This window comes from Sulfurospirillum sp. HTRB-L1 (assembly GCF_059415125.1).
On the sequence record NZ_JCAHZR010000001.1, the window covers coordinates 1 to 15,254 of the forward strand.

Annotated in this window: 14 protein-coding genes; all 14 read left to right on the forward strand. The window is 42.9% G+C overall.

Annotated features, from left to right (window positions below; translation table 11 throughout):
- The first annotated feature begins 4 nt into the window (after positions 1 to 4).
- The 14 genes from AC5SLM_RS00005 to AC5SLM_RS00070 all read left to right on the forward strand — a co-directional run bounded on the left by AC5SLM_RS00005 (position 5) and on the right by AC5SLM_RS00070 (position 14,789).
- Positions 5 to 877, forward strand: a complete 873-nt coding sequence (locus AC5SLM_RS00005; RefSeq protein ID WP_495249384.1) for an ArdC family protein — start codon at positions 5 to 7, stop codon at positions 875 to 877.
- Between the two features lie 71 nt (positions 878 to 948).
- Positions 949 to 1,407: a hypothetical protein gene (locus AC5SLM_RS00010; protein ID WP_495248867.1), complete on the forward strand. Its 459-nt coding sequence runs from the start codon at positions 949 to 951 to the stop codon at positions 1,405 to 1,407.
- A gap of 44 nt (positions 1,408 to 1,451) precedes the next feature.
- Complete coding sequence (locus AC5SLM_RS00015) at positions 1,452 to 2,216, forward strand: hypothetical protein (RefSeq protein ID WP_495248868.1); 765 nt, start codon at positions 1,452 to 1,454, stop codon at positions 2,214 to 2,216.
- Positions 2,206 to 2,628 carry a hypothetical protein gene (locus tag AC5SLM_RS00020; RefSeq protein ID WP_495248869.1) on the forward strand — a complete coding sequence of 141 codons (423 nt, stop codon included), beginning with the start codon at positions 2,206 to 2,208 and terminating at the stop codon, positions 2,626 to 2,628. The genes AC5SLM_RS00015 and AC5SLM_RS00020 overlap by 11 nt, the downstream gene beginning before the upstream one ends.
- Before the next feature lies 1 nt (position 2,629).
- A complete protein-coding gene (locus AC5SLM_RS00025) occupies positions 2,630 to 3,229 on the forward strand; it encodes a hypothetical protein (RefSeq protein WP_495248870.1) in 600 nt (199 codons plus the stop codon).
- A 70-nt stretch (positions 3,230 to 3,299) separates the two neighbouring features.
- Complete coding sequence (locus AC5SLM_RS00030; RefSeq protein WP_495248871.1) at positions 3,300 to 4,088, forward strand: hypothetical protein; 789 nt, start codon at positions 3,300 to 3,302, stop codon at positions 4,086 to 4,088.
- Positions 4,089 to 4,164: 76 nt separating this feature from the next.
- Positions 4,165 to 4,551 (forward strand): hypothetical protein, encoded by a 387-nt coding sequence (locus AC5SLM_RS00035; protein ID WP_495248872.1) that lies wholly within the window; start codon positions 4,165 to 4,167, stop codon positions 4,549 to 4,551.
- Between the two features lie 318 nt (positions 4,552 to 4,869).
- Entirely contained in the window at positions 4,870 to 5,637 is a 768-nt protein-coding gene (locus AC5SLM_RS00040) for a hypothetical protein (protein WP_495248873.1), read from the forward strand.
- A 554-nt stretch (positions 5,638 to 6,191) separates the two neighbouring features.
- Positions 6,192 to 9,722, forward strand: a complete 3,531-nt coding sequence (mobF, locus tag AC5SLM_RS00045) for a MobF family relaxase (protein WP_495248874.1) — start codon at positions 6,192 to 6,194, stop codon at positions 9,720 to 9,722.
- 53 nt (positions 9,723 to 9,775) lie between these two features.
- Positions 9,776 to 11,446, forward strand: a complete 1,671-nt coding sequence (locus tag AC5SLM_RS00050) for a type IV secretion system DNA-binding domain-containing protein (RefSeq protein WP_495248875.1) — start codon at positions 9,776 to 9,778, stop codon at positions 11,444 to 11,446.
- On the forward strand, positions 11,436 to 11,702 hold the full coding sequence (locus AC5SLM_RS00055; protein ID WP_495248876.1) for a hypothetical protein: 267 nt from the start codon (positions 11,436 to 11,438) through the stop codon (positions 11,700 to 11,702). The genes AC5SLM_RS00050 and AC5SLM_RS00055 overlap by 11 nt, the downstream gene beginning before the upstream one ends.
- Entirely contained in the window at positions 11,683 to 12,039 is a 357-nt protein-coding gene (locus tag AC5SLM_RS00060) for a hypothetical protein (RefSeq protein WP_495248877.1), read from the forward strand. Before AC5SLM_RS00055 ends, AC5SLM_RS00060 begins: the two co-directional genes overlap by 20 nt.
- Before the next feature lie 12 nt (positions 12,040 to 12,051).
- On the forward strand, positions 12,052 to 12,234 hold the full coding sequence (locus tag AC5SLM_RS00065; protein ID WP_495248878.1) for a hypothetical protein: 183 nt from the start codon (positions 12,052 to 12,054) through the stop codon (positions 12,232 to 12,234).
- A complete protein-coding gene (locus AC5SLM_RS00070) occupies positions 12,231 to 14,789 on the forward strand; it encodes a hypothetical protein (protein ID WP_495248879.1) in 2,559 nt (852 codons plus the stop codon). The genes AC5SLM_RS00065 and AC5SLM_RS00070 overlap by 4 nt, the downstream gene beginning before the upstream one ends.
- Positions 14,790 to 15,254: the final 465 nt, after the last annotated feature.

Below are 15,254 nucleotides of genomic sequence, written 5' to 3' on the forward strand. Positions count from 1 at the left end.
GAAAATGAAAGCCCAAGACCAACTTAACCAAACAGTCGAGAGATTGATTGAAAAAATCGAACAATGCGGCACAAAATGGATTACCCCGTTTAACTCCAGTTTTCCCCAAAATTACAAAACCAATACAAGCTACAACGGCTTAAACATCATGAACCTTTGGGTGGAAGCAGAAGAGCAAGGCTACAGCACAAACAACTGGCTTACTTTTAATCAGGTAAAAGAGCTCAAAGGACAAGTCAAGAAAGGCGAAAAAAGTACCCCTATTTTCTTTTTCAAACCAATCAAAAAGCTAGTTGAAGATGAAGAGACGGGCGAGCGGGTAGAAAAAACAATCCCCGTTTTAAAAATGTATTACGTTTTTAATATCGAGCAAACCACGCTAGAAGTTCCAGCTCAAGAGCAAAAGAGCGAACGCAGGGAGGAAATAGAGCAGTTAATCCAAAACTACGGAATCCAAATCAAGAAGAGCAACAATCGCGCGTATTATATGCCCGCCAGTGATTATATTGGAATGCCAAATCAAGAAGACTTTTTAAGCCCAGAGCTTTACTACGCTACATTTTTCCATGAATTAGCGCACAGCACAGGCCACACAAGCCGCCTAAATAGAGATTTTAGCGGTAACACCATGGGAGGGCAAAAAGCGCTTAAAGCTTACGCCAAAGAGGAATTAATCGCAGAGACTACAAGAGCATTTTTACAAGTTCACTTTGGCCTAAACACCACCGACATGGAAGAGCAAAACGCCGCCTACCTCAAGGGATGGCTAAAGCCTTTAAAAGAAGATCCAAAAATGCTTTGGAAAATCTTTTCGGATGCATCCAAGGCCTTTAATTTTTTAATCCAATTTACCAAGAGCGAAGAGGCCGCAGCGTAACGCTGCACCTCTTTTTTCAAAAAAACAAAAAGTAACTGAATAAGGCCAAATCAAAAAGGAGACACAAAAAAATGAAAAAAATTCTTTTTTTCCTGCTGCTGCTAGCTAGCGCAGCGTGGGCGGTAGGTGTAACTTCGCGCCTAGGGTATGGCGGGCTAAAAATAGAAAATGAAGTGAGCCTCACAATGCGCGCTTTTTCTTTTGTTTTTGCCCTTTTACCGTTTTTCGCAGCGAGCGCTTTAGCTTTGCAGCAATACAATTTTTTGGTTGAGCGCGAAGAGCAGCAAAACCAAACCACGGCGGCTTTTGTGCGCGCTACGCGTATTTTTGGAGGGTTTATCGCCGGAGCACTTATCGTTTACTGCTGCTATGGTGTTTTTGGTTTGGTTTTTTTGGGCCGCGATTTTAACGCAACTTGGGGTGCGCTTGTCGTGACGCACTGGCTTGATTTTTTTGGAATTGCACCGGGGCCGACGGTAATTGAACTTTTTTTACAGGAGCTAGAAAAAGGCAATATCCCTCTAGACTAAAAAAGTAACTGAATAAGTGCAAATCAAAAAAAAGGAGAGAAAAAATGGAAAAGAAATTTGAAAAATTCGCAATGACGCAAAAGCAAGTCGATGCGGGCGTTGCGCAGTGGCTTAAAATCGGGTTGATTTTAAACCCCAGAGAAGATCGTAATCGTGTTGCGGGAGGCGTAACGCACGCGTTGCACGAGCTCAGCAACTACGCGCCTTTCATTCCAAAAATCCAGCACAGCGCGCGCGGCGCTTCGCTTGCGCTGCTCCACTATGACCGTGGCGCGCACTTTTGCATAGCACAATACGACCTTAACACGCCCTACAACGCTGTGGACGTACTGAGAGACAATCAAATCCACGAGAATTTCATTCTCATGCTCAAACCGCACGATTCGCTTGGAATCAAAGAGCAATTATTTCTTCAAACTAAATGTAAAAACTTTGGCGTTTGGTATGACGCAGAAGATCATTTGCAGAGCAGAAACAGCCTAAATCGCGCTCTTGCGCGAGTTGGCTTTAATGATGTTCCAATGCCCACCCCAATTGTCAAGCAGTCAAAAAAGCGCAGCTTTGAAGAAAGCTTCGCTTGTGCAAAACAAGAGCTTATCGGACATTTCGAAGAAAAGCTAACTTCGTTTTGCGCGGCGCTAGAAAAAGTAAAAAAAAGCGGAATCAAAATCGAAGCGAGCGAACTCGACAGGATGATCGAAGAGCTAAATCTAGCAGCTAGAGACATAGTGCCCGCAAGCGAAGCTCAAGGCAAAATCGTCTTAAACGCTAAAAAATTTCAAATCAGAGAAATGGCGGGTGAGAAATGAAAAAGCAAAAAGCAAAGGCAAAAAAGCGAAATTACGTCCAAACGGATATTTACTATTTTTTGAATCTAAAACCAAAAGGAGAGAGGAAATGAGAGTAAAGACATATAGCGCTCTAGCTCAAAGTTACAAGGAGATAGGCGAAACAGAAATTGCAGAAGCGCAAATGTGCGAATTTTTCGAAGAGAAGCGCAAAAAAATTGTAGAAAAAAACGAAATTTTTTCGAAAATCAAAAGCATAGGATGGGCACTGGTGGTGCACGATCATTCAATTAGCGTGCTGGATTTTAGCAAAAAAGGAGATCGTGTTTACGGCGTGAGGGTTGCGATCGAGGGCAAAATCGAAAAAATACATGAAGACGTGACGGACGAAGACGTTCAAAAAATAGCAAAAATTTTAAAAATGGAGGTGTGAAATGGAAGATAAAAAAAGTCTTGAAGAAGTACTTGAAGAGATTCGAATAGTGGTGCCGGAATTGCAAGATGCGGGCAAGGCAGGACAAGACTTGCTGCGCGCGCTTAAAGAGCTCAAAGTTCAAGAAGCACAAACGGCGAAGAGCATAAGCTCAATCGCTCAAAGCGCAGAGCTTATCAGCTCAAAACTAGGAGCGGTGGAGGAAAACGAAGAAGCGATGCAGGCGCTCTTTGAGCGAATTCGCGATGTCAAAAATGCGTTTGCGAAAAAGAGCAGCGCAAATACTGTTCTTGTGGGTTTCGTCGCGGTTGTGGCGTTTACGCTTGGCACTTACACAGACTACGCGAATTTTAAGCAAACAGGTTTTATGGGCTTGCTAAAGCCCGCACAGCAAGTTGTGCAGCAGGGTGTTGCTCCAGAAAAATACGCTGAAGCTCTAGCACAAATCAACAGAATAGAAAACGAAAAGTTTCCTTTTTTTTGGAAAAATTGGGATGGTAAAGATAGCGATATTCACAGAGTGCATATCGAATTGCCTCATGGGTGGAGCGTGACATATGAAGATAAAAACATGATTTGGGTTGGCAAAAAAGCGAACTGAATAAGTGCAAAAGAGTAAAGAGTTGCCCCCCTGCGGGGGCTTACATGTAAAACCAAAAAGGAGAGAAAAAATGGAAAAGAAAAATATTATAGCGGTTATCGGAACAAAAGGAGGCGTTGGTAAAACCAAAATTTCAACACAAGTTTTGCCCGTGGCGCTTGTAGGAACAGAATTCGAACTTATCGAAATGGACAATAATAATAGAACTGCAACTGCGCTAAACAAGAGCGCTTTTTTGGAGGGAAAATTCAAAAGTGTAAATATGCAGGCGAGCGAAGAGGAGCTTGAAAAAATCTTTATCGATTTAATAGACGATGAATCTAAACGCTACATTATCGATGTTGGCGGAGGGGACGATACGATTAAGTTTTTAAAGTTACTCGAAGAAAATAATCTCACGAACAATACACTTTTTTTAATTCCCTACACCCCTGATTTTGAAGCGATTTCAAATCTTTTTGAGACGATAGAAAAAGTAAATCAACATGATTTCATGTTGATTTTGAATAACATTTTTGAAGACAAAAAAGATCATATGATGTTTGCGCATGGTGATTCAGAATATGGGCTTGTTGATATAGAAGAGCAAGTCGGTAAAGAATTCTTTTTTAAACTACCTTCAACCACGCTTTTTTCGCTTGCTGTAGCAAAACACAAAGCTACTGTTTGGGATATTGCAGAATACGCGCGGAATCTGTCTAAAGAAGAACTTCACGAAAGCTTTAAACCCCTTGCAAAAGATGAGCGGCTCCTTCTTTTGCGAAAATGGAAAGACGCGCAAAAGATACTGTCATATTTTGAGGGAATAGAAGTAAAGCGCTTGATCGACGCGGTTCAAAAATATATGGGACTGGCATGATCACAAGGGGGGCAAATCCCCCCTTGTGTATCCCCCCGATTATCAAATCGGGGATGATTACTTCAAAGGAGAGAAAATGAAGCTCGAAAGATGGCTTAAAGAAGTCAAACCGAAAGTTCGAAGCAAGCTAGATACCAAACTCGAAGAAATCGCTACGCTAAGAGAACGAGGATATACCCAACTCCAAATCACAGAATTTTTGAGATTGAATGGGGTTGAGACATCACAAACAAATATCTCTTTTTTTCTCGACAAGAAAGTCAAAAACAAACCCAAAATGGAAGAAGTTCAAAAACCCAAAACAGAAGAACCAAAACAAACTCCTGCAACGCAAGAAAAAGTTGAACCAAAAACGACAACTGAAAAGCCAAAAAATAAGCTTCAAGCTCTCATGGATTCGGAAATCAAGACAGACTGGGAAGCTAAATTATCCGAATTGCTCAAATATCGAAAAAAGCCCTAGATTTAGGGCTTTAGCAATGTTTACCAAACTCGTAGCAATATCTAACGAATTCATAGCAATGTTTACCAAACTCATAACGAACTCATAGCAAATTCATAACAACTCAAAGAGCACCACACAGCACGCCCTGGCGGGTGCTTTAAGAGTCAAGAATTCAAATACAAGTGTTTTGAAGTGAAGCAGATCCGGGATTAAGGGCGATGTGCTTGTTTGATTTGGATTCATTATTTTGATACCATTCCATTCATCGTATTATTTACTCACTCACGGTTCACCTCGGTTTAGGCTGGTGCACCTCAGCGAAAAAGGGTCAAAAAAATGTACAAGACTATAAGTGTTTTTATTGGTGCACTAATGTTTTTGTCTACTATTGCAATGGCAGAAATGCCAACAAAAGATGAGCTTGCTAAGCTAAGGCTATACTTTGCTTCAATACAGCCCACTCTACTACCAGAACAAAGTAAGCAAAAAACAAAAGAAAACGTGGGATATTGGTATATGGAAAAAGCCGCTCATCGCGACGAATTTTCTGAGGCAAAAGAATTTGGGGATACGCATAAGTTTTTGGAATACTATGACAAATTGGTTGAAAGGGTTGAGCTATTTAGTGACATATTGGATCAAATGAAGCAAAAAAACTACACTCACTATTTTTTTGGGCAACTAGGGAAGTACGATGACAATATTGAAGGATTTAAGGTATATGCTGATGATTTTCTGGACAAACAATTCATGTACGAATTTGACAATAGTGTCGAATCTGAATTTGCAAAATTTAATCAATATGGTCGTTGGATTAAGTACAAGGTATCAAACTATAATGAAGAGCATTTGCTTTTGCGGTTTGGCAAAGAGAACTCTCGTAAATTTCTGAAAGATATCCGAGAGTTCTCGGAAAAAAATCGCTTAGACCACAATAGATTTGTTGTAGCGGTAAATTACAAACTTAAGTCTGCAACACCAATGACTAGGTCTATTGGTATAGACAGTCTTGTAATGGAAATACAAAGTATAGAATTTTACTTGCGAGGCAACAATAAAGAGACTCCTCTTATAGGTCCTCTGGCTACCAATACTATCCAATAAATTATCCTTTGGAAACTCTACCCAGTCGACCCGCATCTGCTGGGTAGGTTGGGCTCCAAGGCGAATGATAAGTTCATCTAGTTTGGGTTGACTTCTTAACTCATATCTTTGAATAACTTGCTACAACCAACGTAAACTTCCCTTGTAGCCTAGCTTCTTAATCTCTTTATAAATAACTGTTAAAGGAACTTCACTTTTTGTCCCTTTTGCCATCTCTAGCATCTTGGCAATATGGGGAATTTTCGTGCAATGCCACTTTTGCTCAATTCTTCGCTAAAAACTTCTTTATCGTCTTAATTTCAGCTTTTTTAACACTCAATTCCTTTTCAAAAATTTAAAAATGGAGTTACCAATTTAACTTGGCTCCTTAAGGCTTTAAATCAAAATTTTACGCGTATATTTGACAAAAATATCAATAAAACTAGAAAAATTCCCACTTCGTTTTTTTCTCCTAAAATAATACAAATTCCCAAAAATACACAGCTCACTTTCTTTTTTCCTGCAACGAGAAAAGCAACTGAATAAGGCCAAATCAAAAACAAAAAAGGACCAAAATGCTATCAATTTCCAAGTTCCAAACAAGCGGTCAAGCGGCCCAATATTTCCAAAAAGACATAGATTATTATCAAAAAAATCAAGAGCTTGGAGAGTGGTCCGGCTCACTTGCTGCTGCGCGTGGCCTCACTGGCGAAATCACTAAAGAGAGCTACCAAGACTTTGCAGATCTCATTGAATCAGCAGACAATGAGCGAAGCGGATTCGATATGACATTTAGTGCGCCGAAGTCAGTATCAGCTCTTCATGCTGCAGCCAACCCAACTGTAAAACGCTTGATTGAAGAAGCCCAGCAAGAGGCGAACGGAGAAACCATGGAATATGCGCAGCGATATATTACGTATCGTGAGCGCACAGAAGAAGGCCGCCACCATTTCACGAACAACGGCCTTGCCATTGCTTCATTCCATCACTTCACGAACAGAGACGAAGAAGCGCAGATTCACACGCACAACTTCGTAGCAAATCAAACCATCAATAGCAAAGGCGAAACTGTAGCAATCGACAACCGCCAAATTTACCAGAACCAAATCCTCTTAGGACAAATCTATCACCAAAAACTCATGCAAAAACTACAAGAAAAACTTGGGCTCGACTATGAAATTCGCGATTACAAAAAAGACATTTTCGAAATCAAAGGCATAAGCAAAGAAGCTAGAGAAGCTCTCTCTTTAAGACGTGCTGCAATTGTAGCGCGCGTAGAAGAGATGAAAGCAGAACCAAAGTTTAAAGAAAAATACGGAAGAGCGCACGAGCGCGAACTGTTTCGAATTGCAACTCTTGAAACGCGGAATGCAAAAAAATCGCATGACTACAGCGAACTCGAAGAGCTAGAGCAGCGTAACCGCGATACGCTAGCCGCTCATGGAATCACAGAGGACTACGTAGATACACTAATCCAAGAAGCCCAAACCCAAGAAGCAAAACAACCAACAATCACAGTCGAAGACTTAATAGCCGAAGCGGGCAAAATCGTCACAGAGCAAGAATCAACTTTCACTCACGAAAAACTCCTAGCCGCGTCGATCAAGCTCAACGCCTTGCACGGATTCACACACAAACTAGAATCTATTGAAGCCCAAATCCAAACCCATCAAGACATCATCAAACTTGATGAAAAAACCTACACGACAAAAAATATCCTAAAAATTGAAAGCGAAATCAAGAACAAAATAGTTGAATCTCAAACAGACTACGAACCTCTAGCGACCAAAGAGGCAATAGACGCACACCTGAGCCAATATATTCACTGCACCAGCAAAACTCTCTTCGATCACATTGAAAAAGGCGAAAAAGCAATCAAGTTGGATCAAGCAAAAATGATTCGCGAAGTCCTCACAAGTGAAGCTTCAATCAACATCATTCAGGGTGACGCAGGTACGGGCAAGACCGCTGCGGTTAAGGTCGCAAAACAAATAATAGAAGAGCAAAACCCCGATAGATTCGAATTCGTAGGCCTTGCGCCAACAAGCCAAGCAGCCTTGGGGCTTGAAGAAGACAGCGGAATCAAATCAGACACGATTCACGCTTTTTTAAAGAACCAAGACGAACCACAAAAAGAACGTATATATATAGTAGATGAAGCGGGTATGATTGACAGCCCACTGATGCACCAGCTCCAGCAAAAAATCGAAGAAAAAGGCGGGGGAAAGATACTCTTCATTGGCGATTCAAAACAGTTTCAAAGTATCGGGGCAGGCGGGATTTTTACGCACTTGCAAAAAGAGATTCAAATCTCAGAGCTCAATGACAAAACAAGACAAAAAACCGAAGTTTTGCGCCAAGTCGTCAAAGCCATTGAAGAGCAAGACACCGTCAAGGCGTTGAAAATCCTCACAGACACAAAAGCAGTACACGAGAGCCTAGACCTCGCCAAAATTGCCCAAAAATGGGACAAAGACACTTTCATTATCGCTTCCACAAACGCGCTCAAGGACCAAATCAACGCGCAAGTGCGCTCAAATCTAGGGCTCCAAGGCGAATCCTTCATCACTCGTCAGAGCGAGCGAATACAGGGGCTAGAGAGCCGAAATATCCATAACTACAAGTCCGGCCAAGTGCTTTTCGCACAGCAGGGAATGAAAAGCATGAAAGCGGGCCAAGAGGGTGAAATCCTCAAAGTAGATACCACAAGCCACACAATCACCGTTGAAATCAAAAATGCAAAAGGCAAAACTCACGAAGCGATAATCGACGTGCGCGAGCAGGGCGGAAACATACAAGTCTACAGAGAAGAGCAGCGCAATCTTGCGCTTGGCGACCAAGTCGTTTTTTTGAAAAAAGACCGAAAGCTAGGCGTTGCCAATGGCACTAGGGGCGAAGTTGTCAAAGCGGATGAAAAAGGCAATATCGAAATCAGAACTTCCAAGCACAAGACAGTCAAGTTTCATATATCTCAATACGCATATCTCGATCATGCTTATGCCTTGACAGATTTTAAAGCCCAAGGGGCAACAGCCAAGAACGTCATAGTCGCTGCAGATTCACGAATCGCAACAAACAACTCTTTCTACACTCAAATCACCAGGGCAGCAGAGAGCGTAGAGCTACACACCGACGACATCCAAAAACTCACTGAAAACGCAGCAAGACGCCAGCTCAAAACTTCTACGCTTGGCTACGACGCAGAGCTAGAAGTAGAGCCCAAAGAACAAGAGCGAACCCCAGAGCCCCAAGCGAAAAAGCTTGAAAAATCAGCCCTTAAGGCAATCCCAATCACGCAGATTATGCTCACCAAGGCCAAAGCTATGGTAGACAATCTCAAGCTTGGATTCAAAGTCGCAAAACTCCACAACCAATACGCTTACAGCAAATTCAAAGACCACAATCACAAAAGCTATATTCGCACAATTCAGCGAAATAACGCCGTAGCTGTTACGTTAAACAATGGCAGCACAATCAAGCTTGCAGGAGTGCGAAACACCAAAGACGCTGCAGCGCTGCTGCAAAAGCACGGAATCGAGTTCCTAAAAATCGAAAAAATCGAAGCAGCTAAGGTGGGTTTTGGAGCTATCTTTTTAGACGCTCGCGCAAATTGGGTAAACGAACTGAATAAGCAAGACGAAACAAAAGTCGCTGCACAAGCAGCCAGCCAACCAAAACCAAAAGGAGAAGAAAAAATGGAACTAACACGAGAAACAATGCTGAATGCGCTTGAGCGTCAGCATGAGCTTGAAGACGCATTCAAAGAAATGCTTAGAATCGAGGGCGATGAAACACAAGCAGATCACGCAGAACATATTCGCTGGTCGATTGAAGAGAAATTGAGTGCGAATGCGCTTGATAATGATCAAATTCACTTTGCCCTCGAAAACGAGCGCTACGAAATTATGGTTGCTTGCGCTGAACTCGTCAGAAACAACGAGATGGACGAAAGCGAACTGAATAAGTTTTTCGAACAAGACGAAAGCTATCGAGAGACATACGAAGTCGCACAAAACGCGCTAGAGCAGAAGCCCTTCTATGAAGCAGCAGAGCTTAACTACGCAGAAGCAAAAGAGCTTAATAGCCAACAGCAAATGCGTCAATAGCACCAGTTGCCCCCTTTTGGGGGCTTACATGTAAAAAACCAAAAGGAGAGAAAATGACAAGCTTGACAGGCTTTGCGCCCTTGGGTCAAGAGATAGTATCAGCTGCAGCGCTTGCGCTAATCACTTACTATTTTTACGTTACTTACTTCAAAGTAGTTGAAACGCCGGTACTCAAAAAGCACCGTTTTGGCTATTTTAACCCTTCGTATTTTGCTTTTCGTTCCCAACTACGCGGGTTGCGATGGGCGCTTCCTGCAACGGTCAAAAACAGTTTGGGTGAGGGCGACGTATACATTAACAACTTTGCTTTTGCGGATGAAATTCGCTTTTTTCGCACCAAGTTTTTGCGCAAAATCACTAAAAACGTGAGAGCTCATTTAGAGATAAAGAAACTGGCATATCAGCTTTTGGTTTTTGGAGAGATGGGAACCGGTAAAACAGAGTTCTTTTGGAATCTTCTTTTTGAATTACGCAAATATCGCACTATCGTTTACGACACTAAGGGTGATTATCGCAATGTGCTTGTTAACGGCACAAGGGGTTGGAGCGCAAATTTTTACGATCAAAACGGGCGTGTTTGGCATATCTTTAGAGAAAAAAACTTCTACGATATAGTAGATTTTTTTAGCAAAAACATTATCACCGCAGCGATTGGCAATGACGATAACAGTAACTTCTTTGCAAATAGCGCCGCAGAGCGGATAAAGGCCATACTCGAAAAAGCCTACTTGCGCCAAAAAGACAGCAGCGGCGCGTGTCCTTGGAAGCTTTTTTTGGAAGAAATTACAACATACGAAAACAGCGTAAAAAATCAAAGCGCAAAAGAGAATCAGGATGTTTTTAACAACGTAATCTTAGTGCTTGAATTCCTCAAATTTTGGGCGTGGAGAGCCCGCCAGAGCGATACTCGCTTCTTTACTATCAGCGATTTTTTCAACTCGCGCGACAAAATGATCCTGCACGCGCCAAATCGCAAAATTCAAAGCTTCTACGCGGGGCTTCTATCTGTTATCATTTTTGAACACTCAAAACAGCAAGATCTCAAAGACAGAGACGAAAACGAGCAAGACGATTACACTGTTTACTTGTTAGATGAATTTTTACAAGTTGGCCTTGACGCCGGAGCGCGAACGAAACTTCACACGTTTTTACGTTCAAAAGGCGGAATTCCGGTAATCGGAACCCAGAAGTTGCCAGATAATGACAAAGACGCGGGAGAGCTTGTGAACTCTTCTTACGGAATCATTCTGTTTCAAATCAGTGATGAAAAAACCCGAAAATACCTTGAGGGCCAGTTTGATAATGTGGAATACCACGAGTATCAAAAACAGGGTAAAGAGCTGCGGCGCGATGTGAGGAATAAGCCCTTTATTTCGGCCCAGCAAATCCTTGAAATTCCAAAATTTCATCACCTTTGCTTATTGAAACGAGCAGAGAAAAAATCAGGCACGACTTTCATTGATAGCTTTTTGAGCGACTTCATGAACAAAGAAGACGTGGGCGGGAATGGCATTTATTATTTAGCAAAAAACGAACTAGTCGACAAAAAAGAGTTCAATATTTTCAAAGTCAAACCAATTGTTGAAATCAACGAAGACAACTTTAAACGTGAATTACACAAGTTAGACGCCAAATCACTCAAAGAAGCCGCAGATCGAAAAGCAGAAATTGAGCGCAAAAACAGTGAGAAGCGAAACGCAGTGGAGAAAAAACATGCAAAATAAAAAACTTCTCAATAACATACTTGCAGCCCTTGGGCTGCTTATCGCAGCTACATCACTCGTTACGCTGATTGTGGCGCTAAAGGTGACAGCAACAATCCCGTTTCACGGGCCCGTGACAACCCCGTCAGCGCTGCTACTTTTCTTTGTTTATTTTGGCGGCATGATGATTTTTGGCGTAGGAAAATGGCAGGCCGACGAGGCTCAAAAACAAATCGAAAAAGAAAAAGGAGACAACAATGTTGCTAGACAAAACTAATCAATTACGGGCAAATATTTTAACAGCGCGCGTGGCGCTTTTTTCAGGTGTGGCGGGACTTTTTGCTTCGCTGTTTTCACTGCATCAAGCGTTTTACTCACCGTTTGCGTTTGCAACAAACGCTGTAGTCGCTGCACTATTTGTAGCTGCGGTTTTAAGCTTTGGGCTAATTCTTTGGGCTCAAAAAGCAAGCGCGAAAGCTGCGCGAGAATGGACTGAGCACGCAGAGGAAGAAGAGGCGAAGAAATGCCCAGCCGCTGCGCTTCGCTTGGCTTCAAAACGTGCCCGCGCCCAAGAGAAAATGCAAAATCAACTGAATAAGGGCAAGAACGATTAAAAAGGAGAGAAAATGGAACGTTTAGCTTGGGGAGTTTTTGCCTTGGGGTGCTTTTTTAGCATCCCTTTTTTGTTAGATAGCAATTTTTTGCTACAAAATAACATGTTTGGCAGATGGGATTTTTATCTCAAAGGCCTTGCGCTGCTGCTTACTGCTCACTTGATTCTAGGCTGGTTTGAGAAGGAGACAGCATGAAACGCTTACTCCTTTTTGCTCTTGCGCTTATGCTTGCGCTACCCGCGCTAGCCACTACTCAAATCAATGAGATTCTCCAAACAAGCAACAGAATTCCGGCGTGGACCGCGCCGCGGTGGGATATGTTCAAACCCGCCGATTATCAAGCGTGGAATTCAAGCCACAATTTTAATGATCAGAAATTTCGTGCAGAGATTTACTTCCGCGACCCTGCAAATCCGGGCGCGCAAGTTGGGCGCGAACGCTCTTTAAACCTCTTTGCTGGCCGCGAGCCCAGCAGCGCGAACATAACTGACGTGTTGTGCCCAGTTGGCACAATTAGCGGAAACGGCGGGGTAGAGTTACTTGAAACGCGCGTTAAAGGTTTTACAAACTCAGACGTTGTTTGTTCGTACATGATGTCAAACAAAGACATTGTTGATTTTTCTTATCGCAAAAGCTATTTTGCAGAGCGTACAAGTCCAGACAGAATCAAAATAGAAAAGCGCTTTTTTGGCATTGATCAGCTTGAAATCCACAATGCTGCTTGGAAAAAAAACACAGACGAATTCTATTCAAAAATGATTACAGAAGTAGACAACTTCGTTAAGAATAATCCAATCGACAGCAGCTATACACTTGCAAACGTCATGACAGGAATCATCACGCTGGATGAAAATTACGCACTTGGAACAGACGCAGAATCACGCTTGATTTTAGCCCCAAAAGTGTATGAAAACTTAAGTCCAGAAACGCTTGCTTCTATGAATCTTACGCAGCTTGGGATGATATGGAATGTCTCTAAGACAATTTGGTCGGTCATGATTGATTTTGCGCTCGTTTTGGGACTAATGGGAATGGCTTACAGCGGACTAGTTAGACCCGCGGTTGAGGCGCACAGAAACGACACGACTTTGGATTTTAGCAGTAGTTTTGGTAGCACAAAAGGCCCGCTAGCTTCGCTTGGAATGATTATCTTAATGTCTCCAATTTTTCCCACAACAGCAATGATGAATGAGGGAAAGCAAGAGCTTGATGCTCAGCAAAGCGCGTTTCAGTACATGGTGCAATATGGCACGCAGACAGGCAACACGATTGCGAACAAGCTAGCCCTTGAGCTTGATCAAGTCGTTCAAAAAAACTTAATTAACAGCGTTCGCATTAGACACGTGTCTCAAAACGACGCTTTCTTCAAAATGATTCAATACGATGTGCCTTTGTGGATCGCAGCCGTTGATGACTATCGTATATGTCAATTTGCGGACCCCGGCAAATTCATACGCTCAATCGCAGAGCCGTTGCCCGCTTGGCCAAAGGGCGCGCTTGTGACTTACGAAGCGTGCAGGGACGCTGAAAAAATGCTAAAACAGCGCCGCGCCACGACGCAGAATAATATTATCACATACATGCAGATGTTGGCGCGGCAAAGCGATACAGAATTTAAAGATGGGTTTTACAATATGTGGGTTTCATCCACCCGTGAGCGGCGCGAACATGGCTGGTGGCAAATCGTTACGAATTTTCCTGCAAGCTCGATTCTTGCTACAAAATACATAGCACGTTGGAGCGAGGAAAAGCACGCTTACGCTGAGAACAGCGAAGCTCAATTCTTAAATCGAACAAACATCAATCACGATGAAGACGAGATTAGTCGCTTCATCCCCGACCCCGTAGCCATGGAGCGCGAAGGAGCGCTGGCGCGCGCTAGCAAAAACCTTAGCGGTGAGGAAGGGATAAAAGAGGGACTACAAGTGCTTACGTCTACAGCTGCGTATCATTTAATACCTGGATTCACGGGCTTTCAACGCGCGATAGGCGACGTGGCGCATGAAGCTGCAAAGCAAGGCGCTATAGGGACAAACGCAGTTGGCGGTTGGATCAAAAAAGCGGGGGCAGGCCTTGCTGTTGGCACAGGCGTGCAAAGCCTTGGCGTTGGCGCGGTAATTGGTGGGGTTGCGTATGTTGTGGGTACACTCGTCGAGTGGGCGAGCGCAGTTGCGCCCGTTATCGCTAAAATTATCGCGATGATCACTGCCGTTGAGATTTTTGATCAACTTTTAGAAGCTATAGTCGTCACAGTTTTGATTTTGGCGATGATTTTGAAAATTATGCTTTGGATTCTACAACTAGCAGTGACTATGTTAGTTTCTCCTTTAGTTATTTTCTACTCATATTATGTGAAAGACAAAGAAGTTGTGAAGACTTTCTTAAGTCGTACAATGTTTGTTACGCTTCTTTACCCCGCGCTGATTGTGATTGGCGGAACACTAGCGTGGGCGGGAATATTCTTAATCGATATGTTATACAATATGATTTTTTCGGGCGCGCTTCGCGGACTTGAAAATTCGGTGGCTGCAATTGCCACAACCGGCGCGATGGGATTGATTGAAGAATTTGCACAAACCGTCGTGTTTTATTCGATTGGATCTCTTCTATTGAAAGTCGTGAAGATAGTGTGGATCCTATACATTATTTTCCGTTTGCCAACATGGCTAGAAAAACAGCTTGGCATGGATGGCTCAATGGATATAAGCAATTGGAGCATGAACGACGCAATGCGCGGAATGAGAGCATAATCTCTCCCCTTGGGCGGCCCAACCGCCCCTAAAAGGTTGGGTGCTTGCGCACCCTTCCACCTCTTTTTTTTCTGCTGCTCTTGGATAATAAGAAAGCATCTCACTCAAAATCTCCCGTCTTCGCTTATCTACTTTCATCTTCGCACCTATATCCTACCATCTACTCCCTCGCATTTCAAGGGGCAAGTAGCGAGCATATCCTCACTTCGTTGCGGTATCCCTCTCTATGGCTTGCGCCACCCCCTGAAATACTCTCTCGCAGATGCTAACGGTCGGCGCCGAAGATGAAGATAAGCGAAGACGGGAGAAAGATTTAGAGAGCGAAAACACTCTTTTTTATTAGAGCAGCAGGAAAAAAGAGAAATTGCCTCAGAATCAGAAAAAGCTCAACAAGAGAAAGTTTTTAAAAAGCGAACTGAATAAGTGCAAAAGAGAAAAGAGTTGCCCCCCTTTTTGGGGCTTACA